At 67.9% G+C, this 25,861-nt stretch carries 23 protein-coding genes; all 23 read right to left on the reverse strand.

Annotated features, from left to right (window positions below):
• Nucleotides 1-46 precede the first annotated feature (46 nt).
• Nucleotides 47-967 (reverse strand): hypothetical protein, encoded by a 921-nt coding sequence (locus ACGHN1_RS08000; protein WP_390550105.1) that lies wholly within the window; start codon nt 965-967, stop codon nt 47-49.
• A gap of 168 nt (nt 968-1,135) precedes the next feature.
• Entirely contained in the window at nt 1,136-1,882 is a 747-nt protein-coding gene (locus tag ACGHN1_RS08005) for a Bax inhibitor-1/YccA family protein (RefSeq protein ID WP_390550107.1), read from the reverse strand.
• A gap of 108 nt (nt 1,883-1,990) precedes the next feature.
• The gene (locus tag ACGHN1_RS08010) at nt 1,991-2,797 is read right to left on the reverse strand and encodes a pyrroline-5-carboxylate reductase family protein (protein WP_390550109.1); all 807 of its coding nucleotides are present in this window, start codon (nt 2,795-2,797) and stop codon (nt 1,991-1,993) included.
• Nucleotides 2,798-2,845: 48 nt separating this feature from the next.
• Nucleotides 2,846-3,349 (reverse strand): YbjN domain-containing protein, encoded by a 504-nt coding sequence (locus ACGHN1_RS08015; protein WP_390550111.1) that lies wholly within the window; start codon nt 3,347-3,349, stop codon nt 2,846-2,848.
• A gap of 146 nt (nt 3,350-3,495) precedes the next feature.
• A complete protein-coding gene (locus ACGHN1_RS08020; protein ID WP_390550113.1) occupies nt 3,496-5,193 on the reverse strand; it encodes an SPOR domain-containing protein in 1,698 nt (565 codons plus the stop codon).
• Between the two features lie 35 nt (nt 5,194-5,228).
• Nucleotides 5,229-7,067: a cell division protein FtsZ gene (ftsZ, locus tag ACGHN1_RS08025; protein WP_390550115.1), complete on the reverse strand. Its 1,839-nt coding sequence runs from the start codon at nt 7,065-7,067 to the stop codon at nt 5,229-5,231.
• Between the two features lie 156 nt (nt 7,068-7,223).
• A complete protein-coding gene (gene ftsA / locus ACGHN1_RS08030; RefSeq protein WP_390550117.1) occupies nt 7,224-8,504 on the reverse strand; it encodes a cell division protein FtsA in 1,281 nt (426 codons plus the stop codon).
• On the reverse strand, nt 8,504-9,412 hold the full coding sequence (locus ACGHN1_RS08035) for a cell division protein FtsQ/DivIB (protein ID WP_390550119.1): 909 nt from the start codon (nt 9,410-9,412) through the stop codon (nt 8,504-8,506). Before ACGHN1_RS08035 ends, ftsA begins: the two co-directional genes overlap by 1 nt.
• Nucleotides 9,405-10,406: a D-alanine--D-alanine ligase gene (locus ACGHN1_RS08040; RefSeq protein ID WP_390550121.1), complete on the reverse strand. Its 1,002-nt coding sequence runs from the start codon at nt 10,404-10,406 to the stop codon at nt 9,405-9,407. The genes ACGHN1_RS08035 and ACGHN1_RS08040 overlap by 8 nt, the downstream gene beginning before the upstream one ends.
• Complete coding sequence (gene murB / locus ACGHN1_RS08045; RefSeq protein ID WP_390550123.1) at nt 10,403-11,371, reverse strand: UDP-N-acetylmuramate dehydrogenase; 969 nt, start codon at nt 11,369-11,371, stop codon at nt 10,403-10,405. Before murB ends, ACGHN1_RS08040 begins: the two co-directional genes overlap by 4 nt.
• Complete coding sequence (gene murC, locus ACGHN1_RS08050) at nt 11,368-12,789, reverse strand: UDP-N-acetylmuramate--L-alanine ligase (protein WP_390550125.1); 1,422 nt, start codon at nt 12,787-12,789, stop codon at nt 11,368-11,370. Before murC ends, murB begins: the two co-directional genes overlap by 4 nt.
• Nucleotides 12,786-14,006, reverse strand: coding sequence for an undecaprenyldiphospho-muramoylpentapeptide beta-N-acetylglucosaminyltransferase (gene murG / locus ACGHN1_RS08055; protein ID WP_390550127.1), 1,221 nt, complete (start codon nt 14,004-14,006; stop codon nt 12,786-12,788). The genes murC and murG overlap by 4 nt, the downstream gene beginning before the upstream one ends.
• Nucleotides 14,003-15,256: an FtsW/RodA/SpoVE family cell cycle protein gene (locus ACGHN1_RS08060; RefSeq protein WP_390550905.1), complete on the reverse strand. Its 1,254-nt coding sequence runs from the start codon at nt 15,254-15,256 to the stop codon at nt 14,003-14,005. The genes murG and ACGHN1_RS08060 overlap by 4 nt, the downstream gene beginning before the upstream one ends.
• A 5-nt stretch (nt 15,257-15,261) precedes the next feature.
• Nucleotides 15,262-16,596: a UDP-N-acetylmuramoyl-L-alanine--D-glutamate ligase gene (gene murD / locus ACGHN1_RS08065; protein WP_390550129.1), complete on the reverse strand. Its 1,335-nt coding sequence runs from the start codon at nt 16,594-16,596 to the stop codon at nt 15,262-15,264.
• Nucleotides 16,593-17,663, reverse strand: a complete 1,071-nt coding sequence (gene mraY, locus ACGHN1_RS08070; protein WP_390550131.1) for a phospho-N-acetylmuramoyl-pentapeptide-transferase — start codon at nt 17,661-17,663, stop codon at nt 16,593-16,595. Before mraY ends, murD begins: the two co-directional genes overlap by 4 nt.
• A 12-nt stretch (nt 17,664-17,675) precedes the next feature.
• Nucleotides 17,676-19,145, reverse strand: a complete 1,470-nt coding sequence (murF, locus tag ACGHN1_RS08075; RefSeq protein ID WP_390550133.1) for a UDP-N-acetylmuramoyl-tripeptide--D-alanyl-D-alanine ligase — start codon at nt 19,143-19,145, stop codon at nt 17,676-17,678.
• A complete protein-coding gene (locus ACGHN1_RS08080; protein WP_390550135.1) occupies nt 19,142-20,635 on the reverse strand; it encodes a UDP-N-acetylmuramoyl-L-alanyl-D-glutamate--2,6-diaminopimelate ligase in 1,494 nt (497 codons plus the stop codon). Before ACGHN1_RS08080 ends, murF begins: the two co-directional genes overlap by 4 nt.
• Nucleotides 20,632-22,305: a peptidoglycan D,D-transpeptidase FtsI family protein gene (locus ACGHN1_RS08085; RefSeq protein ID WP_390550906.1), complete on the reverse strand. Its 1,674-nt coding sequence runs from the start codon at nt 22,303-22,305 to the stop codon at nt 20,632-20,634. The genes ACGHN1_RS08080 and ACGHN1_RS08085 overlap by 4 nt, the downstream gene beginning before the upstream one ends.
• An 80-nt stretch (nt 22,306-22,385) precedes the next feature.
• A complete protein-coding gene (locus tag ACGHN1_RS08090) occupies nt 22,386-22,934 on the reverse strand; it encodes a hypothetical protein (protein ID WP_390550137.1) in 549 nt (182 codons plus the stop codon).
• Entirely contained in the window at nt 22,934-23,869 is a 936-nt protein-coding gene (gene rsmH, locus ACGHN1_RS08095) for a 16S rRNA (cytosine(1402)-N(4))-methyltransferase RsmH (protein ID WP_390550139.1), read from the reverse strand. Before rsmH ends, ACGHN1_RS08090 begins: the two co-directional genes overlap by 1 nt.
• Nucleotides 23,866-24,360, reverse strand: a complete 495-nt coding sequence (locus tag ACGHN1_RS08100; RefSeq protein WP_390550141.1) for a division/cell wall cluster transcriptional repressor MraZ — start codon at nt 24,358-24,360, stop codon at nt 23,866-23,868. The genes rsmH and ACGHN1_RS08100 overlap by 4 nt, the downstream gene beginning before the upstream one ends.
• Before the next feature lie 341 nt (nt 24,361-24,701).
• Nucleotides 24,702-25,328 carry a DUF4350 domain-containing protein gene (locus tag ACGHN1_RS08105; protein ID WP_390550143.1) on the reverse strand — a complete coding sequence of 209 codons (627 nt, stop codon included), beginning with the start codon at nt 25,326-25,328 and terminating at the stop codon, nt 24,702-24,704.
• A 106-nt stretch (nt 25,329-25,434) separates the two neighbouring features.
• Nucleotides 25,435-25,830, reverse strand: a complete 396-nt coding sequence (locus tag ACGHN1_RS08110; RefSeq protein ID WP_390550145.1) for a hypothetical protein — start codon at nt 25,828-25,830, stop codon at nt 25,435-25,437.
• Nucleotides 25,831-25,861: the final 31 nt, after the last annotated feature.

A 25,861-nucleotide genomic window follows, 5' to 3' on the forward strand; every position in this document is an offset into this window, starting at 1 on the left:
GGGGCGCGGCTTTGCCAAGTCCAATCTCGCAGACCGCAAACCGGCCCTATTGCTGCTGCTGCGGACTGTCGTCCTCGCCGGCATCGCTCGGGATCGGCTGGACCACGGGCACCGATTCCCGCGTCTCGTCGACCGGGACCACCGGGATCGGCACCCCGGTGTCGGGATCGATCACCGTCGTCGAGGTAGTCGCCTCGGGGTTGGCCAGGGTCGCCGCGGGATCGCTCGCCCCGACCATCGGCGCGACGGTGTTGCGCGCCGCCTGCACCGCGACATAACCGGGCTGCGAGGCTCCGTAGCGGGCGCCGTAACGCGCATCCCACGCCGCCGATTCGCGCTCATAGGCCTCGTAGCGGGTAAAGAATGTCTCGTAGGGCTGCTCGAACAGTGCGAAATTCGCCAGCGCGAAGGCCGCAGGATCGAGATCCGGCGTAGCGATCGCGCGGTTGGAGATGTCCAGCGCGGTCTGGCACAGGCCGGATCGCGCGGGCGGCAGGGCGAAGAAATTGTACACCGATGTCATCTTCAGCTCGCGCGCCTGGATCGCCTCGCGGCGGACGCTGTAGCTGTCCTGATAGGTCTTCTCGATCCTGTCGTTGACACCCCTCAAAGCCCGGGCGTGATCCTTGATATAGGCGCTGTAGGCGTCGAGGATCGGCTGGTATTGCGGCGAAAGGCAATTGAGCGCCGCGACGTTCCATGCCGAACGGAAATGCCACACCTTCTCATCGTCGGTCAGCCCCACGTTGACCGTCTCGCGCACGCCCATCGGACCGATCCGCGGGATCTCCATGACATAGGACGCGCCGCCCGGCGGCAGCGGCCGGTAGGGAATGATCTCGGCCGGGGGCGGTGGCGGCGGTGGCGGCGGTGGCGGCGGTGGCGGCGGTGTGGCGCAGGCGGCCAGCAGCGCAGCGCCAGTGGAAACCGCTGCAATGCGGACGATGGTGTTCGAAAATCGTGTCATAGGAAAGTAGCGCCCCTCTGCCCGGCCGGGACCTACATCGCGTCCGCCGGATTGACCCAGGATGAAGCCGACGCCCTAGCCGTTCGCGGCAGACAAGAAAATGCCCGGGATGCACTGGGCACCCCGGGCACGATGAAGCGAATCCTGCTTGCGACTATCCGAGAGCGATCACTCGCGATTGCCCATGAACTGCAACAGGAACATGAACATGTTGATGAAGTCGAGATAGAGGCTGAGCGCACCCATGATGATCGCCTTGCCGGCGAACTCGGTGCCCCGCAGATACTGATACTCGCGCTTCAGACGCTGCGTGTCGTAGGCGGTCAGCCCGGCGAAGATCAGCACACCGAGGAAGCTGATCGCCAGCCCCAGCGTGCTCGAACCCAGGAACATGTTGACGACCATGGCGATCAGCAAGCCGATCACGCCCATCACCAGGAAGGTGCCCATGCCCTGCAGGTTCTTCTTGGTGGTGTAACCGAACAGGCTGAGACCGGCGAAGGCACCCGCGGTGGCGAAGAAGGTTGCCGCGATGCTTTCCCCCGTGAAACGCAGGAAGATCGTCGACAGCGACAGACCCATCACCGTGGCGAAGGCCCAGAACAGCAGTTGCAGCGTGCCCCGGCTCATCTTGTTGAGACCGAAGCTCATCGCCAGCACGAAGGCGAGCGGCGAAAGCGCCACGATCCACATCAGTGGACCGCTTGCGAAGGTCACCGCCAGCCCCGACTGATAGGTCAGCAGTGCGACGATGCCGGTCAGCAGCACCCCCGACGCCATGTAATTGTAGATCGACAGCATGTGCTTGCGCAGACCAGCGTCGAAGGTTTCGCCCCGGGCAACGGCATCGCCGGCGCGCGGCACGGAGCCGAAGCCGGTGCGCTGCTGCTGCCTGGTGTCGTTCCAATCGGCCATTTTCGTAATAACTCCCAAAGGCGGAGGAGAAGCCCTCCGCGTCCCCGCAATATCGGGCGGCGCGCATATTTTTTCAAGGAAAACCGGCAAAATTCGGCGCGGTGGAAATTAACCCTGATCCCGGGCGTTTGCGGCCATTTCCCGCCCGCGATCGCGCGCCGCGCGCAAGGTTTCGGTAAGGAGGCGGACAAGCGCCGCGTCGCGGTCGAGAACGTCGAGCCCCTTCTGGGTCATGCCCCCGGGGCTCGCGACCCGAGCCGCAAGCTCTCCTGAAGCATATGGCGAAGCGGCGGCGAGCGCGGCTGCCCCTTCCACCATCTGCACCGCCAGCCGTTCCGCCTGCGCGCCATTCAGGCCCAGCGCCTCGCCACCCGCTGCGAGGGCCTCGATGAACCGATAGACGAAGCCGGGGCCGGACCCGGCGAGTGCGGTGACGAGGTCGAACTGCGCCTCGTCTGCGATCCATTCGGCGGTCCCGAGCCGTTCGGCGAGATCGGTGACGTTCTCTTTAGTGCCGTCGTCGAGCCCCGCCCCGATCACCGCGTTGGGTGACTTGCCGAGCGCGACTGCGAGATTGGGCATGAAGCGCACGACCGCGCGCGCCTGCGGAAATCGCCGCGACAGGGTGTCGAGCTCGACCCCGGCCAGCACCGAGATCACCGTCGTGCCGTTGCCGCAGACCGGTTGCATGGCCGGCGCGATATCGGCGAGCATGTGCGGTTTGAAGCCAAGCACCACGGCATCGAAGGATGCCGCGGGGATTTCGTCAGTGAATGCAACACTTTCAGGGACGTTCTTGGTGCGCGGATTGAACACGGTGAAACTGTCCGGCGCGAGGCCCGAAGCGAGCCAGCCCTCGAGCATCGCCGAGCTCATCGTGCCGTAACCGTAGATCAGGATGCTCTCGAAATTCATGCCCGCCGACCTAGGCCCGCCCGACGGCGGGTCAAGGTCCTGCCGCGCTCAGGCCTCCCCCGCGGCATCCACCATCGCCGCCTCCAGCGCTGCCCTCGGAGATTTTCCGCCCCACAGAACGAACTGGAAGGCGGGGTAGAAGCGGTCGCATTCCTCCACCGCGATGTCGATCAGCGCCTGCGCCTGGCTAAGGCTCAGCGTGCCGTCGTCGCCGAGCAGATTGGCGTTGCGATAGAGCAGCATTCCGCCTTTCGACCAGATGTCGAAATGGCCGAGCCACATCTGTTCGTTGATCAGCGACAGCAGTTCGAAGGCGGCTTCGCGCTGATCCTCGGATACGCGGATATCGGGCAGGCACAGCACCTGCAGAACATTGTCGTCGCCGCGCCAGATTCCCTTGACCTGATATTTGGCCCAGCTGCCTTGGATCTCGCCCGCCAACTCTTCGGACCCTGCCGAACACGGCCAGCCATGTGCGCGAAACAGCGCTTCGAGCATCGCGATCGGCGCGGCGTCGTTCTCCGCCTCGACTGTCTGCTCACCCGATCTCATCAGCGAAAACCCATCCGATCCATGGCCACGCTGGATGCCGAACCGGGGCCGCGCTTGGCAATGCACGAGGCGCTTGCGGCTGGGGAGAACCGCACCGCGCGCTGCAATCGCTGTTCAAAGCCTGTGCAAAATTCGCAGGACCAGGCTCAGTCCAGTGCTGCGACCGCCTCGCCCGCGGCGCTTGAAAAGGGGAAGGTGTCGAGACCCAACGCCTTCAACTCGTTGACCTTTTCGCGCGCGGCCGAGGCGCTCGGATAGGGGCCTGCAAGCAACCGGTTGGCTTCGCCCCAAGGCGCGGTGAACGGCCCCTTGCCATCGAGCTCGCCTCCGGCCCCGCGCGCGATGCGGCGCCAGTCGAACTTGAGCGCCGCCAGATCCTTGCCCGTTGCGACCTGAACCCAGTGCCTTGCGGGATGGGCCGGCGGGGCAGGCTCTTCGCGCTCGATCTCGCGCGGCGGCGTGATCGCGGTGATGTCGACCGCGTCGGGCACCCGTGGCGAGACCTGCGTCGTGGTCGAGGCGAGGTCGAAATCGGCGAAGGCGTCGGCGACGCGCGCCGGGGGGGACTGCGGCGGCATCACCGGTTGCGGCGAGACCGGAGGTTCGGGGGTCGGATCGATCGTCGCGATTCGCGTCTCGGCCGGGGTCGGCTCCGTTCGCTCCCCGGTCGCCAGGGCGATGGCAGGGGGATTGCCGGTCGCGGCGGCGGAGGAAGGCGCGGGCGTGGGCGCTAGCGTTGGGCCGGATGCGGTCGGTGCCGAGGCGACCAGGACTGGACTCGCGGTTTCGGTCGGCGGTTGCTGGGCGACCGCGGTGTCGATTTCGGGAAGCGCGATGGCACGCTGTCCTGGCCCTGCTCGTCCTGGCCCTGCTCCTGCGGTTCGATCCTGCTGGTCGGGGCGTCGCCGTGGTTCGGCACGCTCGGTCTGCCGTGAGGCCGGCGCGGAGGCAGGATTGCGGTTCTGGCCCAGAGTCTGACCCGTGGGCGTCAGCGAGGCATCGGCGACCCGGGCGATACGCTGGCCCTGCGCGGCATAGGCCGCGATCGCCGCATCGTCGCGGCCGATGTCCGAAGCCCGCGGAAAGACCCCGAGATTGGCGGCTGCGGCTTGCTGCGCCGCGGTCAAACGCGGCATGTAGCGCAGATAGGGCGCCATGCGCAGCGCCAGATCGGTGGGCAGCATGGTTTCGGCGATCTCGATCGCCTCGCCCTCGTCGCCGAGGATGGCGAGCCCGAAAGCCCTAGTGCGGAAGGCTGCGCGATCCTGCGCGTCGAGCAGCGGGAAGATCGTATCCTCGAACGCGTCGCGCTGGCGCGAAATGGCGAGGCTGAGCGCCAGCCGACGCCGGACCTCGGCGTCTTCCCCTGCCGCCAGTGCGGTTCGGTAGGCGGACTGTGCCCGGGCCTGGTCGCCGACAAGATCGTAGGCGAAGGCGCGGTCGGCGGCGATAAGCCCGGCAGGCACTCCGGCCTGCTCTGCTTCGTCGAACAGCCGCAGCGCGGCGACCGGATCGCGTGCCTCGAGGCGGACCCTGGCCATTCCAAGCTTGGCGAAGCCGTTCGCCGGAGCCACCGCCAGCGCACGGGCGTAGAACCCCTCCGCGGCCGCGACGTCCCGCAGGACCAGCGAGGCGGCCCCGGCCTGCAGCAGGGCGTCGAGATCGACCGGATTGGCCGACAGGCGGCGCAGCGCCTCGTTGAGATCGTCGGCCTCAGCCGGTGGCAGCGGCTGCACGATCTCGCGCTGCGCCGCGGCCGGCCCTGCCATCGCCGGCATGACCAGCGCGGCGCCGAGCACCACGAGGCCCGGTTTCAAGCGCAGCGATGGAGGCGGGAACACCATCCGCGCCTTATCCCCGAATGTGTTTGAACGCGCGCTTACTGATTGTTCTGGCGCCCGAGGAAACGGGGAATGTTGAGCGCCGATCCATTGTCGTCGTCATCGTCCTCGTCGTCGTCCTGGTTCTTGGCGTTCGATCCGCGGGAGAGATTGGCCATCCGTTCGAACAGGGTGCTGCCCTGGCCGCCGGATCGTCCGCCCATGCCGCCGGAACCCGCGCTGCCACCGCTCTGCGAACCGCTGCCGGTCGATCCGGCATCACCTGCAGCGCCGGTTCCACCGGGAACGAGCGGGCGCTTGCGCGGCCGGGCAGAAAGCGGGCCATCGCCATCGTCGGCATATTGATCGGAGCCGAGTTGCAGCTCGTCCTGGCCGCTGCTCCGCTCGCCGGCCCGAGAGGAGCCGAAATCGGGAGTGCGATCCTCCTCGTCCTCGGTGAAGCCACTGTCCTGCCCGGCATCGGCATGGCCGGTATCGTCGGCCGGTGGGGCGATGTCGGAATCGTCCAGATCGCGGTCGAAACGCTCGGTGTGTTCGTTCCGCAGACCGGCCAGCGGATCCACGATGTCGTCGACGTCGTCGATATCGTCCTCATCGGCGTCGCTGGCTCCGGCATCGCTGGCTCCGGCGTCGCCGGCAGAATAGCCGAATGCGGTGGCCCGCTCGGTTTCCTCGTCCTCGTCCCGAGCGATATCGGCCTCGTCGAGTTCGATCGGATCGTCGGCGCGAACTGGCTCCGGCTGGCTGTGCGCATCGGACTCCGGCTCGGGATCGGCGGCAAGCCCCTCGCTGAGCTCGAACGGGCTGTCGTCCTCGACTGCGTTGTCGCGCGGAAGCTCGAAGGTCGGGCGCTTCGGCGGCCGCGCCTCGCTGCGGGGATAAGCGCTCTGCGGTGCCGGCGCATGCGCGGCGCTGGCATCGATGCCGGTCGCCACCACCGAAACGCGGATCTTGCCGTCGAGATCGGGATTGAAGGCGCTGCCCCAGATGATGTTCGCATCCTCGTCGACCAGCTCGCGGATATGGTTCGCCGCCTCGTCGACCTCGAGCAGCTTCATGTCCTCGCCCCCGATGATCGAGATGATCACGCCCTTGGCACCGGCCATGCTGACCCCGTCGAGCAGCGGGTTGGCGATGGCGTGTTCCGCCGCTTCGAGCGCGCGGTTCTCGCCCTCGCCCTCGCCCGTGCCCATCATCGCCTTGCCCATTTCGCTCATCACCGAGCGCACGTCGGCGAAGTCGAGGTTGATGAGGCCCGGCATCACCATCAGGTCGGTGATCGAACGAACGCCCTGTTGCAGCACCTCGTCGGCGAGCATGAAGGCTTCCTTGAAGGTCGTTTCCGCCTTGGCGACCAGGAACAGATTCTGGTTGGGAATGACGATCAGCGTGTCGACGTGCTTCTGCAGTTCCTCGATCCCCGCCTCGGCGGCGCGCATCCGGCGCGTGCCTTCGAAGAGGAACGGCTTGGTCACCACGCCCACGGTCAGCACGCCCTGCTTGCGGGCTGCCTCGGCGATCACCGGTGCAGCGCCGGTCCCCGTGCCGCCGCCCATGCCGGCGGCGATGAAACACATGTTCACGCCCTCCAGAGCATGCTCGATCTCCTCGACCGTCTCCTCGGCGGCGGCCTTTCCGACCTCGGGCCGCGCGCCGGCGCCCAATCCGCCGGTGATGTCGGGGCCAAGCTGGATGCGTCGCTCGGCTGCGGCGTTGGACAGCGCCTGGGCATCGGTGTTGGCGACGATGAAGTCGACCCCCTCGATTTCCGCTTCCATCATGTTGGCGATGGCGTTGCCGCCCGCTCCGCCGACGCCGATCACCGTGATCCTGGGCCGCATGTCGTCAGAAGAGGCCGGTCCGATATTGATGCTCATGGATTCACAGTCCCCAATGGAGAAAAAACGGGAAATAACACGCGGGAAAGCCGCAGGGATGCCATGCAACCGTCCTGCCACAAACCGAATCGCGCTGGCAAAGCCCTTTTTGCCTTATCCACAAAGCCCGTCGTCCCGATGCCACGGCCCGACGGCTCAGAAATACTCGCGGACGGCGCGCATTACTCGTCCGAATATGGCACCGACGCCGTAATGATGCACTTCCGTCGCGCTCGGCCCGACCGAGCGGATGTCGACCGGATCGTCTGCGGCATAGAGGCACAGCCCCGCCAGTGTCGCGAAGCCCGGGGTCGCGTGCGCTTCGGGCAGCCCGGTCAGGTCGACCGCCTTGCCGATCCGCACCGCCCGTCCCAGTGCGCCCTGCATGTATTCGGCGATCCCGTGCAGTTCGGCTCCGCCGCCGGTCAGCACCACCTGTCCCGCCTGTCCGCTGCCGAAGCCCATCGCCTTGAGCGCCTTGCCGACTTCGCTGGCGAGATAGGACAGGCGATCGGTGACCACGCCGACCAGTTCCGCGCGCGGGATGCGGTTGTGCTCGTCCGCCCCGCGCGCCAGCCTCCCGTCGGGGGTCTCGCCCGGACCGTGGACCGGGATCATCTCGCGCCGGTCGCTGGGGCTGGCGATGGCCGAACCCGATACGCATTTGAGGCGCTCCGCCTGGCCGCGGCGGATGCCGAGCGTGGAGGCAATCGCATCGGTGATGTCGTTGGAGCCCAGCGGCACGGATTTCAGGCCCAACAGCATCCCGCCGGCGAAGACCGAGACATTGGTCACCTCGGCCCCGATCTCGATCAGGGCGACGCCGAGTTCGCGCTCTTCGCGCCCGAGGCAGGCATAGGCGCTGGCGAGCGGGCTCGCGACCACCGCCTCGACATCGAGATGGGCGCCCTGCACCGCCTCGATCAGATTGCGCACCGGCGCCCCGTCGGCAAGGGTCACGTGGATGTCGACCCCCAGGGCCTCGGCGTGGAGCCCCTTGGGATCGGCGACCCCGTGCGCCCCGTCGAGCGTGTAGTGTGCCGGCTGGGCGTGAAGCACCATGCGCCCGTCGGGCTGGATATGGTCGCGCGCGGCATAGAGCAGGTGCTCGATATCGTGTTCCTCGATCCGCCGGCCACCGATGGCGATCTCGACGCTGGCGATCTTGCTCGACAGCCCCGCGCCCGAACAGCCGAGCCAGACGCTGGACACCGCCGTCCCGGCCTCGTTCTCGGCCTTCTCGACGACCTGACGGATGGCATGGCTGGCGGCGCGCATGTCGGTGACGTAGCCGCGCTTGACGCCCTCGCTCATCCGGTGGGCGGAACCGAGCACGCGCATCGCCCCGGTATCGTCCTGACCGACGATCATCGCCGAGACGCGGAATGAGCCGATGTTGACGGCGCCGAAGGCGCGCAGGATGCGGGTATCGGGCATCAGTCGCTCATCGTCGAGGCCGTCAGCTGGGCCTGGCTGCAGGGACCGCCGCTGCAGCGGAATGCCGCCTGCCCCGGCACCCGCATGTCGACCGCGACCACCCTGCCGCCGAGCAGGCGGTGCATGCCGTCGAGCTTGGCGAAGCGCACCAGCGCGGCGGAAGAATTCTCTTCCGGCAGGGCCAGCATCTGGCCGGTCTTGAAGGTCAGGTTCCAGCGGCGGTTGCCGACCCATTCGGCTTCGGCGACCTGGGGTTTCAGGGCCGGAGCGGCATCGAGCAGGCTGTCGAGCTCCGGGACCTGCTTCTTGGCGCCGGGTCCGGTGATCAGCAGCTTGCCCTTGGCGTTGCCCGCGGAAACCGGCTCGAGCTCGTGCCCCGTCGCATCGACCAGCATCAACCGGTCGGGCCGCGCGAGCACGGCATGTTCCTTGCGCTCGACGATGTCGATGATGAGCGTGTCGGGAAGCTGGCGCGAGACCCGGGCATCGGCCACCCAGCTCAAGTCGAGCAGGCGCTGGCGCAGCCCTTCCAGATCGACCAGCGCCATCGGCCTCTCGTGCTCCGCCAGCGCGCGCTCGTAGACATGGAGCTCGTTCATCCGCTCGACGCCGGTCACCTTGACCCGGCGAACCTCGAAGCCGGCATCGGCGGCGGAATGCGCCAGGCGCTCGTGTGCCAAGGCAGGGAGGCCGGCAAGGCTGGCGACGAACCATGCCGCAGCGAGCGCCGTTCCGATGATGAGGAACAGAAATATCCGGTGCAACTGCTCGTCGGTGAAGGGCAGCAGCGCGAGGAGGCGATCGAACACGGTTACCGTAGTCTTCCTCGCCGCGCGAGCGCGGTTGTTGCGGCTGCGCGCTGCGGCAGAACGGCGGACGCCGGGGGCGGCACGCTTCACCTTAGCCATGATCGGCCGCTTGGCTGGATGGTCCCGTGTTCGCGAAATCACGGAGGGCGGCGGCGATGATCGTCTCGACCAGGTCGCCGTATTCCATACCCTGGGCCCGGGCCTGTTCGGGGACCAGGCTGAGCGGTGTCATCCCCGGCTGGGTGTTCGTCTCCAGCACGAAGAGGCCGTCCTCGCCCTCCTCGTCGTCCCAGCGGAAATCGGTCCGGCTGGTCCCGCGGCAACCGAGCACCCTGTGCGCCCTCAGCGCGTATTCGAGGCAGAGGTCGCGGATGGGCTCGGGTATCTCGGCCGGGCAGACATGGACCGTCCGGCCCTCGGTGTATTTGTGCTCGAAATCGTAGAATCCGCTCTCGATCACCAGTTCGGTGACCATCAGCGCACGCGGGCCGTCCTCGTCGTCGATCACCGCCGTGGTCAGCTCGCGCCCCTTGATGAAGGGTTCGGCAAGCAGCGCGTCGAAATCCTGCCACGGCCCCGCGCAACCGCGCGCGATGGGATTGCCGTAATTGCTTTCCTCGGTGACGATCGCCACGCCGACCGAACTGCCCTCGTTGACCGGCTTCAGCACGTAAGGCCGGGGCAGCGGGTCGCGCTCGAAGATCTCCTCGGACCGCACGATGCGTCCACCGGGAAAGGGAATGCCGTGCGGCCCCAGCACCTGCTTGGTCAGCAGCTTGTCGATCGCCACCACCGAGGTCGCGACCCCGGAATGCGTGTAGGGCACGCCCATCAGGTCGAGCAGGCCCTGAACGCTGCCGTCCTCGCCCGGGACGCCGTGGAGCGCGTTGAAGACGACATCCGGCGCAGCTTCTGCGATCCGTGCGGCGACCCGGCGGTCCATGTCGATCCGGGTCACCCGGTGTCCGCGTGCCTCGAGCGCCTCGGCCACGCCCCGGCCGCTCATCAACGAGACCTCGCGTTCCTTGGCCCAGCCGCCCATCAGGACCGCGACGTGGAGCTTGCGGTCGAGGATCGTGGGTTCACCGCTCATGGCCGCCCCACCCGCTGGATTTCCCATTCGAGCGCGACGCCGGAATCGGCATAGACGCGGCGGCGGACATCCTCGCCCAGTTCTTCGATATCGGCGCTGGTGGCAGTACCGGTGTTGATCAGGAAATTGGCGTGCTTCTCGCTGACCTGCGCGCCACCCCTGGTCAGTCCGCGGCAGCCGGCGGCATCGACCAGCTCCCAAGCCTTCGCGCCGGGCGGGTTCTTGAAGGTCGAACCCCCGGTCTTGGTACGCAGGGGTTGCGAACTCTCGCGCGCTTCGGCGATGCGCTCCATCTCCGCGCCGATCGTCTCGGGATCGCCCGGTTCGCCCTGGAAGCGCGCCGAGATCACGACCGCCCCGGGCGGCAGTTCGGAGTGGCGATAGCTGTAGCGTAGTTCCTTGTTGGTCAGGCGCATCAGATTGCCGTCGGTCATCACCACATCGCAATCGATCAGCACGTCGCCGACCTCGCGGCCGTAAGCCCCGCCGTTCATCCGCACGAAGCCGCCGACCGTGCCGGGAATGCCGCGCAGGAACTCGAGGCCGGCCACCCCGGCATCGCGCGCGGTGCTGGCGACGAGAATGCCGTGGGCGCCTGCGCCGCACTCGACCACGCAGTCGTCGCGGATGGCGACTTCGGCGAAGGGCTTGCCGAGCTTGATCACCACCCCGGGCACCCCGCCGTCGCGCACGATCAGGTTCGAACCCAGTCCCAGCGGCATCACCGGGGTGGCGTTGTCCAGCCTCTCGAGGAAACGGGTGAGATCGTCCTTGTCGGCGGGTTCGAACAGCCAGTCGGCATTGCCGCCGCATTTGAACCAGACGAGTTTGGCGAGCGGGGCATCGCGGGTGAGCGTGCCGCGCACGCCGTCGACCGGCACCCAGCCTTCCGATCCGCCCTCCACCTCGCAGCCGGGGGCGCTGCCATCGTCGTATTGCGACCAGTCGGGACAGGTCATCGTCATGCCACCCGCGCCTCGCGCACCGCATCGGCGAGCCCTGCCGCCCATCGGGTGATGTCGCCGGCACCGAGGCATACGACCATGTCGCCCGCGCGCAGCTCGCCGGCGAGGATCTGCGCCAGTTCGTCGCGGTCGGTCACGGTCGAGGCGGAGCGGTGGCCGCGCGATTTGAGCCCGGCGACCAGAGCGGTGCTGTCAATCCCCTCGATCGGGTCTTCGCCCGCCTCGTAGACCGGGGTCACCAGCACCTCGTCGGCATCGTTGAAGCAGTTCTGGAACTCGTCCATCAGATCGCGGAGGCGCGTGTAGCGGTGCGGCTGCATCACCGCGATCACGCGGCCCGTGGCGCTCTCGCGCGCCGCGGCGAGGACCGCCGCGATCTCGACCGGGTGGTGGGCGTAATCGTCGATGATCCGGGCCATGCCTTCGCCGGACGCGATTTCTCCCACCTTGGTGAAGCGTCGGCGCACGCCGCCGAAATTGGCGAAGCCGTTGCAGATCACCGCGTCGCTGCAGCCCATCTCGATCGCCACGGCGATCGCGGCAAGCGCGTTCTGGACATTGTGCCGCCCGGGCATCGGCAGGCGCACGCCCTCGATCCGGCGATCTTCCTCGCCGCGTTGACGCACGATCACATCGAAGCGATTGCCGCCCTCGTCGGGCCGCACGTTCACGCCGCAAATATCCGCTTGCAGATTGAAGCCGTAGGTCGTGACCTTGCGGTCGCGAACCTGGCCGATCACGGCCTGCACTTCCGGATGGTCGATGCACAGGATCGCCGCGCCGTAGAACGGGACATTGTGGATGAACTCGACGAAGGCGCGCTTGACCCCGTCGAAGCTGCCGTAATGGTCGAGGTGTTCCGGATCGATGTTGGTGACGACCGCGATGGTGCCGTCGAGCCGCAGGAAGCTGCCGTCGCTCTCGTCGGCCTCGACCACCATCCAGTCGGAATCGCCGAGCCGCGCGTTGGAGCCGTATTGTTCGATGATCCCGCCGTTGATGACGGTGGGGTCGACATCGCCGGCATCGAGCAGGGCGGCGATCATGCTGGTAGTGGTGGTCTTGCCGTGCGTGCCGGCGACCGCGATGGTCGATTTCAGGCGCATCAGCTCGGCGAGCATTTCGGCGCGGCGGACCACCGGCGTGCGCGCTTCGAGCGCGGCGGCGACTTCCGGGTTGGAGCGCTTGACCGCCGTGGAAGTGACCACAACCGCCGCACCCTCGACATTCTCCGCCGCGTGGCCGATCGCCACCGGGATGCCGCGCGCGCGCAGGCGTTCGATCGTCGCGCTTTCGGCGATGTCGGACCCCTGAACGCTGTAGCCAAGATTGGCCATAACCTCGGCGATGCCCGACATGCCGATCCCGCCGATGCCGACGAAATGGACCGTGCCGATATCGGTGGGGACGCCCTTCACGCGGCGTTCCTTCCCGCACCCTGACCCACGGCCGCGCCCTGGGTCGCACCGCGCGCGTTGTTGCCGCCGACGCGGATCACGTCCATCATCTCGGCCCCGCCGAAACTCTCGACGAGATCGGCGAGGTCCCTGACCGCATCGGGCCGCCCGCAATTCCACGCGGCATGCGCCGCTTTGGCCAAGCCGCTGGGATTGTCGGCCAGCGCCATGATCTGCTTGGCCAGTTCCTTGGCGGTGAAATTGTGCTGGCGAATCATCCGCGCGCCACCGGCCTTTACCATCTCGCGGGTGTTCGCCGCCTGGTGATCGTCGGTCGCGATCGGCAGCGGGACGAGGATCGCGGGGCGGCCGACCGCGGTCAGTTCGGCGATGGTGGAAGCACCGGCGCGGCCGATGAACAGATGCGCATCGGCGAGCCGCGCAGCCATGTTCTCGAAATAGGTGCCGAGTTCGGCGGGAATGTCGTGGCTGCGATAGCGCTGGCGCACCGCGTCCACGTCCTCGGGGCGGCATTGCTGGGTGACCTGAAGCCGCTGACGGACCGCCGGTGGCAGCATGGCGAGCCCGTCGGGCACCACCTCGCTCAGCACCCGCGCACCTTGGCTGCCGCCGGTGACAAGGACGCGCAGCACCCCGTCCTCGTGCAGCGCGGGGTAATCCTCGTCGCGCAGCGAGAGGACGCCCGCGCGCACCGGATTGCCGACCAGATGGACCTTGCCGGAATGCTTGGGCTTGAGCCGCTCGATTTCGGGATAGGCGGTGGCGATAGCCTCCACCCGCCGCGCGAACAGCCGGTTGACGCGGCCGAGCACGGCGTTTTGCTCGTGGAGCACGGTGGGAATGCCACGCCCGGTCGCCGCCAGCACCGCCGGGATCGAGGGATAGCCGCCGAAGCCGACCACGGCGCTGGGGGCGAAGCTCTCGAACAGGCGCAGCGCCATGCTCCGGCCTTCGAGCACTGCCTTGATGCCCGCGAACCAGCCCAGCGGGTTCTTGCCGAAGCGGCCGACCGGCAGGACGTGGGCGGGCATGAAATCGGGCTTGCCGGGGATCGCCTCGCCCCGGGCATCGGTGATCAGCGCGACGTGGTGCCCGCGCCGCTCGAGCTCGGTGGCGAGCGCGAAGGCGGGCAGCAGGTGCCCGCCGGTTCCGCCGGCGGCGAGGACGTAGTGACGCCCTGCCCCCGAACGCACGGGGCTGATGGGCGCGCCGCTCACGGGACGATTTCCCGGCGCAGCACGGTCTCGCCGCGCTCGCGCCTCTCCTGCCAGCCGATCAGATCGGCCAGGCCCCGGGTCTCGCGCCGCAGGAACGGGTTGCGCTTGGTAATCGCCAGCAGCAGGCCGACGGTGAGGCAGGTGGCGATGGTCGAGGAGCCGCCGTAGCTGACCAGCGGCAGCGTCATCCCCTTGGACGGGAAGAGCTGGAGGTTGACGAGGATGTTGATGAAGGCCTGCCCGCCGAGCAGCGCCGCCAGCGCCGCTCCGGCCAGCAGGGCGAAAAGGTCTTCTTCGTCGATCAGCTTCATCAGCACCCGGGTCACGATGGCGAGATAGACGAGGACGACGATACCGCAAACGATCAGCCCGAATTCTTCCCCGATCACCGAGAAGATGTAATCGGTGTGCGCTTCGGGCAGGTTCATCTTGCGGATGCCGAGCCCGTAGCCGCTGCCGGTCCAGCCTCCCGCGAGCAGCGTCCGCTCGGCCAGGTCGACCTGGTCGAAGGCGGTGCCGCCGCCCATGAAGCTGTCGATGCGGTGGCGGGCGTTGTCGTAGAGGAAATAGGTCGCGGTCAGCGCCGCCACGCCGGCTCCGGCGAGTATGCCGAGCCGCTTGATCGGCGCGCCCGCGAGCAGGATCGAGACGAACCAGACCCCGATCAGCAGGATCGTGCCGCCGAGGTTGGGCTGCATCAGGATCAGCAGCACCGGGATGCCGATGGCGATGCCGGACAGCGCCACCACCGGCAGGTTCGGGTCGCGCACCCGCCACGACAATATCCACGCGGTGAAGATGGCGAAGCCGGGATTGACGAATTCCGACGGCTGGAAGCGCATGCCGATCGTCAGCCAGCGCCGCGCGCCGTTGACCTCTGTTCCGATGATCGGGACGAGGAAGAGAAAGAAGGTCATCACCACCGCCAGCACGATGCCGAGGCGGCGGGCGTTGTCCCGCTCGAGCATCGAGACGCCGATCATGGTGGCGATGCCGACCGCCTGCCAGGCGAGATGGCGGTAGAAGAAATAGAGCGGATCGAGCGTTTCGGCGGTGGTCGAGAGGCGGTCGGCGCTGGCCGGCGATCCCGCCGCGACCGCCACCGCGCCGAACACCATCAGCGCCAGGATCAGCGCCAGCAACACCCGGTCGACCTCGCGCCACCAGATGCGCAGTCGCGAGATGCGCGAGAGCTTCTGGCTGGGCACATAGGCCGGTCGGCGGCGCTGGCCGGGGACGTAGGGCTGCATCGTGCTCATGCGGCGAGCCTCTTCACGGCGGCGCGGAAGGCCTCGCCGCGCTCCTCGAAATCGCGGAACTGGTCGAAACTGGCGCAGGCCGGGCTGAGCAGGACGGTGTCGCCGGACACCGCTTCGTTCGCCGCGTCGATCACCGCTTGATCGAGCGTTTCGCTGCGCTTGACCGGCACGCGGCCCTCCAGCAGCTCGGCGAAGACGGGCCCGGCCTTGCCGATGGTGTAGGCGGCCTTCACATGGCCGAGCTCTGCCTCGCATTCGCCCAAAAGACCCTGGGGCCCGGGCTCCTTGGCCAGCCCGCCGACGATCCAGTGGATGTTCTCGAAGGCCGCCAGCGCAGGGGCGGAGGCGGCGGTGTTGGTGCCCTTGCTGTCGTTGACGTAAGCGACGCCGAAGATTTCCGCGACGCGCTCCATGCGGTGCGGGAGGCCAGGATAAGTCTCTAGACCATCGCGAATCTGCTGCGCTGAAAGTTCAAGCACGAAACCCACTGCGATGGCCGCTTCGGCGTTTTGCAAATTGTGCGGGCCTTGCAGTGCTTTCCAGCGAGATTGCTCGAGAATTCCGATAGCATCTGGCAATCCCTGCCATTGGTGGAAAACATCGTCGAACACTTCGAGATATTTCCCACCAGCTTTCGCGCCGATCTTCTGGTCGTGCCACCAATCTTGAGCGCGGCAAACAGCACAGCCTTCTCTTGTCTGCATCTCGAACAGCCGCGCCTTGCTCGCCGCGTAAGCTTCAAAATCCCCATCATACCGATCCAGATGGTCTGGCGTCACGTTCAACAACACCGCCACATCGCAATCGAGCGAGAACGTCAGGTCGATCTGGTAGCTCGACAGCTCCAGCACAAAGACCCCGCCTTTGGGCAACGGCTTCTGCTCCAAAATCGGCAGGCCGATATTTCCGCCCATCGTGGTCGGCACGCCCGCGGTCTTGAGGATGTGGTGGACCAGCGCGGTGGTGGTGCTCTTGCCGTTGGTGCCGGTGATGCCGACGACCTTGTGCGGCGGGAGGTGCGCGCGGGCCTGCGCGAAGAGTTCGATGTCGCCGATTACCGGCACTCCGAAGCTCATCGCATGCGGCTTGATGGGGTGGGTGTTGAGCGGCACGCCGGGGCTGACCACAACGCCGTCGTAGCCGGTGAGGTCGGCCTCCAGCGGATCGGCCAGCGCCACGCGGCCCGCGAAAGGTTCGCGCGCCTCGGGCTTTGCGTCCCAGGCCAGCACCTCGGCCCCGGCCGCCAGCAGCGCCTCGACCGTGGCCCGGCCCGAGCGCGCCAGGCCGAGCACGGCGAAGCGCTTGCCCTTCCAGGCGGGCGAGACGATCACCGCAGCTTCAACGTCGAGAGGCCGATCAGCGCGAGGACGATCGCCACGATCCAGAACCGGATCACGACCTTGCTCTCGGACCAGCCGAGCTGTTCGAAATGGTGGTGGATCGGCGCCATGCGGAAGACGCGCTTGCCGGTGCGCTTGAACCAGAAGACCTGGATGATCACCGACAGCGCCTCGAACACGAACAGTCCGCCGACCACCGCCAGCACCACCTCGTGATGCGTCGCCACCGCGATCGCGCCCAATGCGCCGCCCAGCGCCAGCGACCCGGTGTCGCCCATGAACACGGCGGCCGGCGGCGCGTTGAACCACAGGAAGGCGAGCCCCGCCCCCATGATGGTCGCGCAGAAGATCGCCAGTTCCCCCGCCCCCGGCACGTGCGGGATGCCGAGATATTCGGAATAGTCCACGCGCCCGACCAGATAGGCGATGATCGCGAAGGTCCCCGCGGCGATGATCACCGGCATGATAGCGAGGCCATCGAGCCCATCGGTCAGGTTCACCGCATTGCCCGCGCCGACAATCACGAAGGCGGCGAAGACGTAATAGGCCCAGCCCAGCTCGAAGCCGAGATTGTTGAAGAAGGGCACGTAGAGGAAGGTGTTGATCTGGCTGACGATGATCCAGCTGGCGATTCCGGCGACCAGGAATTCCAGCGCCAGCCGCGTCCGTCCCGATACGCCCTTGTGGCTCGCCTTGGTCACCTTGTCGTAATCGTCGAGGAAACCGATGAAGCCGAACCCGCCGGTGACCGCGAGGCAGGCCCAGACGAAGGGGTTGGACAGGTCCATCCACAGGATGAGCGCGAGGAAGGTCGCCACCAGGATCATCAGTCCGCCCATGGTCGGTGTGCCGACCTTGGCCTGGTGCGATTGCGGCCCGTCGGCGCGGATCGGCTGGCCCTTGCCCTGGCGGACCCGGAGCACGGCGATGAATTTGGGGCCGATGACGAGGCCGATCAGCAATGCCGTCAGCAAGGCCGCGCCGGTACGCGCGGTCTGGTAGCGGACGAGATTGAAGATGCCTTCGAATTCGAACCATTGGGCGAGGAGATAGAGCATCGGTGCCTGTCGTCAGCCTTCCCGGCGCGTGAGGTGTTCCACCAGCCTGCCCAGACCCACCGAATTCGAACCCTTGACGAGAATGGCGTCGCCGGAAACGATGCCGAATTCCTCCAGCGCCTCGATAGCCTTGGCAGCATCTTCGCAATGGGTGAAACTGCCGTCGAAGCCAAGCGACTGACCCTGCGCTTTCCCCAATTCGAGACCGAGGACGCGCATTTCCTCGCCCACGAGGATCGCGTGATCGACCTTGGCGGCGGCAATCGGCTCGGCGAGCGCGATGTGGAAGGCGCGGCCGAACTCGCCCAGTTCCTTCATGCTGCCGAGCACCGCGATCCGGCGCCCGGCGGGCGTATGGCCGAGCTGCGCGAGCGTGGCGCGCATGCTGGCGGGGTTGGCGTTGTAGCTCTCGTCGATGACCAGCGCCTTGCCGCCCGCGGCGGCGACGTGATGACGCGCGCCGCGGCCCTTGAGCCCGCCCATCTCGGCGAGCGCGAGCCCTGCGGCGGCGAGGTCCGCCCCGCAGGCCCGGACGGCGGCAATGACGGCGAGCGAATTCATGATCCAGTGCTCGCCCGGCTCGGCGACGGTGAAGCACATTCGCCCTTCGGGATATTCGCAGGTGACCAGGCTGCCGCCATTGGCGCTGGGGATCGCGTCGAGCAGGCGAACGGTGGACCCGCGCACGGTGCCGAAGCTGACGACCTCGGCGCCCGCCCTTTCGGCATGATCGCGCAGCCGGGCGAAATGTGGGCTGTCGGCAGGGATCACCGCGGTTCCGCCGGCGACCAGCCGGCCGAAGATTTCCGCCTTGGCGTCGGCGATCGCCTCCTCGCTGCCCAAATTCTCGATATGCGCCGGGGCGATGGTGGTGACCACCGCGACATGGGGGCGGACATGATCGGTCAGCGCGGCGATCTCGCCCGCGTGGTTCATGCCCATCTCGAACACGCCGTAGCGGCTGCGCGCGGGCATGCGAGCGAGGCTGAGCGGCACGCCGACATGGTTGTTGTAGCTGCGGATTGATCGGTGCGCCTGCCCGCGGCTGGCGCGCTCGAGCGCGGCGAAGATCGCTTCCTTGACCCCGGTCTTGCCGACCGACCCGGTGACGCCGACGATCCGGGCATCGGCCCGCTGGCGCGCGGCGGCGGCGAGCGCGTGGAGCGCGGCGGTCGTGTCCTCGACCAGCACGTGCGGATGTTCCACCGGGCGGTCGACCAGCGCGGCGGTGGCGCCGTTCGCGAAGGCGGTGTCGATGAAGCGGTGGCCGTCCATCGCCTCCCCCTTCAGCGCCACGAACAGGTCGCCGTTGCGGATGTCGCGGCTGTCGGTGTCGACGCCCGAGACCTCGAAATCGCCGCTGGCCGTGCCGCCGGTCGCCTCGGCGATCGCGGCGGCGCTCCACAGCGCCAGCGGCAACCGGTCGCGCGGGAGGATCGGCCAGGGCTTGACCGCGGGATGCTGGAGGATCGCCGCGCTCATTCCGCGGTTCCTCCCTTCGTCCGCGCGGCGCATTCGCGCGCCACCTCGACATCGTCGAACGGCAATACCCGCATATCTTCTCCCGACCCCACGATCTGACCCTTTTCGTGTCCCTTGCCTGCGACCAGCACGATATCGCCCGGCCCCGCCTCGGAGATGGCGACGCCGATCGCGGCGCGGCGATCGCCGATCTCGCGCGCGCCCTCGCCCGCCCCCGCCATAACGGCACGGCGGATCGCGGCCGGGTCCTCGCCTCGCGGATTGTCGTCGGTCACGATGACGCGGTCCGAATGCTTTGCCGCTGCTTCGCCCATCGGGGCGCGCTTGCCGTGGTCGCGGTCGCCGCCCGCGCCGAACACGGTGATCAGCTTGCCCTCGACGTGGGGGCGCAGGGCGAGGATGGCCGCTTCCAGAGCATCGGCGGTGTGTGCGTAGTCGACATAGACCGGCGCGCCCGAAGGCGCGATCACCGCGCGTTCGAGACGCCCGCGCACCGGCTGGAGCCGCGCCACCGCATCCCAAACGCGGCTCGCCTCGATCCCGGTCGCGAGCGCCAGCCCGGCTGCGGTCAGCGCGTTGGAAACCTGATAGGCGCCGATCAGCGGCAGGCGGATCGTGCGCTTCTGGCCGGTATGCTCGATGGTGAGTTCCTGGCCCAGCGGGGTCGCCTCGCGCGCCGTCAGCCGGATATGTTCGCCGCGTTCGCCCACGGTGAAGGGTACGAGCCCGCGCCGCCCCGCATGATCGAGAGCGCGCGCCGTCCAGTCGCTCGCCTCCGCGCCCATCCAGATCACCGCCGTCGCGCCGTCCGCCGCGACCTCGTCGAACAGACGCATCTTGGCGAGGAAATATTCCTCCATGTCGGCATGGTAATCGAGATGGTCGCGGCTGAAATTGGTGAAGGCGACCGCTTCGGGCCGGACACCCTCGTTGCGGTATTGCGACAGGCCGTGGCTCGAAGCCTCGAACGCCACGTGGCTCACGCCTTCGCGCGCGAGCCCGCTCATGTTGGAAAGGAAAGTGACGACGTCGGGCGTGGTCAGCCCGGTCGAGACGCTCTCGTCGGGCGTGGTGACGCCGAGCGTGCCGATACTCGCCGCGCGTTCGCCCGCCATGCGCCAGATCTGGCGCGTCATCTCGACCGTCGAGGTCTTGCCGTTGGTCCCGGTGACCGCGACGACATGCGCGGGCATGGGTGTGAAGAACTGCGCCGCGGCCCGCGCGAAGGCGCGGCGCGGATTGTCGTTGGCGATGTGCACCGCGCCGCCGACCGAGACTTCCGGGCGGGCGACCACGGCCACCGCCCCCGCCGCGATCGCGGCCGGGACGTAATCCTCGCCATTGACCTGCGCCCCGCGAAACGCGCCGAACACCGTGCCGGGCGCGACTTTGCGGTGGTCGATCGCGAAGCCGGTGACGTTCGCGTCGCCGGCATCGCCAGACCCGGCGGGATCGAGCCCGGCGCCTTCGAGGATCTTCGACAGCTTCACCGGTTGGCCTCGGGCACCAGCGGCTTGAGATCGGAAATGTCGACGTCGCGGTGCTCGTCGGGACGGACGCCCAGCATCGGGCCGATGCGCGGGACCAGCCGGCCGACGATCGGCGCCGCGGTCCAGCCGGCCGTGCGCTGGAAACTGGAGGCCACGGTGCCCTTCGGCTCGTCGAGCATGGCGATGATGACGTAGCGCGGATTGTCCATCGGAAACGCCGCGGCGAAGGTGGAGACCAGCGTGGTCTTGCGGTACCCGCCGACACCGGGCTTCTCGGCGCTTCCGGTCTTGCCGCCGACCCGGTAGCCGACGGCATCGGCGTTGCGCCCGGTGCCGTAGAGCGCGATCATCCGCAGCAGCTGGCGCATGCGCGCGCTGGTCGAGGCCTTGAACACGCGGCGGCCCCTGGGCGCCTCGCCCGGCTCGAGCTTGTGGAGGGTCGCCGGGCGCCAGATTCCGCCGTTGACCATGGTTGCATAGGCGCTGGCCAGGTGCAGCGGGGTCACCGAAATGCCGTGGCCGTAGCCCACCGTCATGCCGCGCAGCAGCGGCCAGTCGCCCTTGGCCCACAGCGGAAAGCCCTTGGCCGGCAGTTCGATATGCGGCCGCTCGTTCATGCCGAGATCGGCCATGACCCGCTTCAACCGGTTGGCGCCCATTTCCTCGACCATCCGCGCGGTGACGACGTTGGAGGAATGGATCAGCATTTCCGGGGTGTTCAGTGAGGCCCCGTAATTGTGCATATCCTTGATCGTGTAGCCGCCGATCGGGAACGGGGTTGCCGGGTAGCGCCGGCCCATGTCGCGGATGGTGCCGGCATCGATCCCGGCGGCGACGGTGAGCGGCTTGAAGGTCGAACCCAGCTCGTAGACCTGGTTGGTCACGCGGTTGAACATCAGGTTCGCGCCGCGCTCGTCGATCTTGTTGGGATCGAACTCGGGCAGGCTCGCCAGCGCCAGCACCTCGCCGCTGTCGACGTCGAGGACGATGCCCGCACCGCCCATGGCATCGACCAGCCTCATCCCCCGCCGCAGCTCGTCCTCGAGCGCGCCCTGCACGCGCACATCGATGCTGAGCATGGCGGGGGTGCCGCGCCGCGAGGGATCGGAAAGCCGGTCGTCGAGCACCTCTTCCATGCCGACCCGGCCCTTGCCGTCGGCGCCGACATAGCCGAGCACATGCGCGCCCATCTGCCCCTGCGGATAGTGGCGGTCGGTCTCCTGCGGCATCTCCAGCGCCAGTTCGCCGATGTCCTGCACCCGGTTCGCCTCCTCGGGCAGCACCCGGCGGCGCAGATAGCCCTGCTTTCCCGCTGCCAGCCGGCTCGCGACCCGCGCCTCGTCGAGGTCGGGAAAGATCGCCTTGAGCTCGGAAGCGACCTGTTCGGGCGATTTCACCAGCGGTGACCCGCTTTCGCCCAGCGCCTCGGGATTGAACCACAGGGCATAGGCGGGGAAGGCGCGCGCCAGCGGCACGCCGTTGCGATCGACGATCTCGCCGCGCGGCGGCAGCAGCGCATCGGCGAGCGAGGTCGCCGCCACGGCACGGTCGCTCATGCCGAGGAAACCGACCCGCACCGTCGCGACCAGCGCCACGAAGGCGAAGCCCAGGACCAGCCACAGCACCCGCAGCTTGGCCGTGGTGATCGCCGTCTGGCGCGCGGTCGTCATCTGCACGCGCGCGCTGTCGTGGCGAGGCACGAAGGTGGCGGGACCGGCGGGAACGAAGCTGCCGAAGCCGCTCAGCGCGTTCATTGGCGGAACTCTGCGCCGGCGGCAGGTCCCGTGCCGGCGGCAAGACGCTGAGCGAGACTTACGCCTCCGCGCCCGGGCTCGCGTCCAGTCTCAGGACCGGCCTTGTCCGCCGCGTCGCGGGTTTCGTCGGCAAGGCTGCTGCCGGTCAGCGGGGAGACCCATTCACCGAACATGCTCTCCTCCTCGACCGGCTCGGCGCGCGCGACGCGGATCGGTTCGGGGGCGTTCAACCCGCGCGGGCTGCCGAGCGAGGCGAGCTGGCGCTCGCTTTCGAGATACTGGTCCGCCCGCGGCGCGCCGTAACCGAATTCGAGCCGGTTCCACTTGGAGAGCTGGTGCTGGCTGGCGCGCGTCTGGAATTCGGTCTCGAGCATCAGCTTCTCGCGCTGGAGGGCGATGATCTTGCGCTCGACCAGTCGCACCTCGCTCTTGATGGCGTTGACGTGGAACGTGAGCCCGAGGAACCCGGCCAGCGCGCAGCCCAGCGCCGCGGCCCAGCCGATGTGCCGCAGGCGGCTGCCGACGGGTGGAGCCTTGGACGCCATCAGGCCGCCACCCTCGCCGGTGCGGCGGTGCGCACCGCATGCCGCAGCACCGAAGAACGGGCGCGCGGGTTGCGCGCGATCTCGTCCTGGCCCGGCCGGATCGCCTTGCTGACCTGCGCGAAACGCGGCTCGGTACCTTCGGCGAGCGGAAGGTGGCGCGATCCGCCCCGGCTCTCGGAGGCAGCGCGCAGGAAGCGCTTGACGATACGGTCTTCGAGGCTGTGGAAGCTGACCACGGCGAGCCTGCCGCCTTCCGCGAGCAACGTCTCCGCGCCCTCCAGGCCCCGTTCGAGTTCCTCCAGTTCGGCGTTCACATGGATGCGGATCGCCTGGAAGCTGCGGGTGGCCGGATCCTTCTTGTCGTGCGGCCGATGGCCCAGAGCCTGGCGGACCACGCGGGCGAGATCGCCTGTCGTCGCCAGCGGGCGCGCGGCGACGATGGCGCGTGCGACACGCCGCGACTGGCGCTCCTCGCCATAGGTGTAGAGCACGTCGGCGATCGCCTCTTGATCGGCGGTGTTGAGGAAATCGGCCGCGCTTTCCCCGTCCTGGCTCATCCGCATGTCGAGCGGACCGTCGAGCGAGAAGGCGAAGCCGCGCTCCGCCTGATCGAGCTGCATCGAGGACACACCGATATCCATCACCACGCCGTCCACCCGCGCGACTCCGGCTGATCCGAGCGCGTCCACCATTTCGGAGAAGCGGTTCGGATGGAGAATAAGCCGCGGCGGGTTTTCCCCGGCTTCGCGCCACTCGCGGCCCGCCGCGATGGCATCGGGATCGCGGTCGAAGGCATGGACCGTCGCGCCGCGATCGAGCAGCGCGCGGGTGTAGCCGCCGGCGCCGAAGGTCGCATCGATCACCAGATCGCCCGGTTGCGGGTCGAGCGCGGAAATCACCTCGTCGAGGAGGACGGGGATGTGCGGCGCCGTCACTTGCGCTTCCCCTTGGCTTCGGCCTCGGCAACCAATGCCGCGCAGGCGGCCTTTGCGGCGGCCCACTCGTCGCCCATCCGCATCAGCTCGGCAGGGTTCCAGAGCGTGAAGAAGCGCCCGCCGCCCTGAAAATACAGACCGTCCTCGATCTGGCCGAGATCGCGCAGATATTCGGGCATGACGAAGCGACCGCTGTCGTCGAAGGGCAGCTCGACGAAACCGTTCAGCTGGCTCGAGCGCACTTCACGGTCGAAATCCAGGCCGCGTGCGAGCGCGCGGTCCTCTTCGCGGTCGAGCTGCGCTTCGAGTTCCGACTTGCGGGAAAGGCCGAAACCGGTGAGGCAGTTCCAGCGGTCGTGCTTGGCGAGGCAGAGAACGCGGCCGTCGGAGGATTCCCTGACCGCCTTGCGGAACAGCGGAGGGAGCACGTAGCGGCCCTTGTCGCCCGCGGGCGACCAGGCCTGTCCACTGTATCCTCCGAAAACCTGCACCTCTCTTGCGCCCCTTGCCCCATGTCTGCGCTCATCCCCGCGGACACGCCTTTCCCGCCGCCACAATCGCGCAAGCGCGAGCAGCGTGCCCCGCGACGAGCGGGACTCGGCAAGAGCCGGTGTGTCCGATGTCCGTTGGAATTACCGCGAGACGGCTCGGGATGGAAGGGAAATTTGCGGGATATTTGGGGAAATAGGATTATACTTCTGATTTCATGGAGTAAATCTCGATATCATCGGCTTGGGCGCCGGTGGTATTGTTCCTATTATGTCACTGACTTTCGGTGGCAGGTGCGGTCACTGCGATATCGGGGAACGGTCGTCCCGGGAAATCCCCAGGATCAACGAGAAGCCAGTGCGAGCAGGGCGGTCAATCGTTCCCGGCGCTGCTCGTCGACCGCCCCATCCTCGCCGTCGAGCAGGGCTGCATCTGCCACCAGCACGGCCCTGCCCCGCCCGATCCGGCAGCTGGCGATCACGCCATCGGCCTCGGTCGCGCATGCGGCTTCCCCGCCCTCGCGCGGCTGGAAGCGACCGGTGAGATTCACCGGCAAGGCACCGTCCGGGGTGGCAATGTCACGCTCACCCTCCGGCTGGCCCGCATCGAAAGTCAGCTCGAGACCCCATCGCCCGAGGATCGGCGAGAGCAGGACGACGTCCTGTGGCCTCCGCCGGTCGCCGATCGGGAAATGCGAATGCCGGGTGAGCATCGGGTCTGCGAACAACAGCACCCGCCCTCCGCCACGCACCCAATCGTCCAGAGCCACGTTTTCGGCGGGCGACAGCGCGCGCGGCTGCGCCAGCAGGAGTAGATCGACCCCCGAAAGCGTCTCCGCGGCTAGCGTGTCGATCGGCTGCAAGCGATGGTCCGCCTCGATCGTCCGGCGCACCCAGCCCGGCTCGCTTTGCTCGCGAAGAAAGTCGCCGAAAGCCTCGCTTTCCGGCCAGTAGATGGGCAGCGTCGACATGAGCCCGACAGTCGATGTGCGATCTTCTGGGAGCGCGTCCGCACCCGGAGCGACAGCGGCATCGCATGCGGCCAGCGCCAGCACTGCCGCCAACGGCAGGAACGACCTAGCGTTCAATCGGCTGCGATCGTTCGCCGTCGGGACCCGGGCCCTGTTCGCGCAGGATGGGAGGAGGTGCCGAAGCGGTCGGCGTGGGCGTTTCCGGCAGGTCCGGGACCACGCCGGCCTCGACCAGCGGATCGGACCGGGGCGCGGCAGTACCGGGCTCGGCGGTCGAAGCCGCTTCCGGCACGGCACCCGCTTCGGTCTGCTGGGCCCGGTTCTCGATCACGCTGACCAACCCGATCAGTACGAACATCGCGAGCACGCCCGCCGCGCCCACTTGGAGGCGTTGCATCGCCTGCGCGCGCGTGCCGCCCAGCGGTGGGGCGAATTCGCCTTCGCCTTCCTTCCCGGCGCGTGCACCGGGGGACGGACGCTGCGGTTCGGACCTCGCATTCATCGCCTTAAGCCTAGCCGAGAGATTCAGCGGG

This window comes from Qipengyuania sp. MTN3-11 (assembly GCF_042851825.1).
GTDB lineage: Bacteria > Pseudomonadota > Alphaproteobacteria > Sphingomonadales > Sphingomonadaceae > Qipengyuania.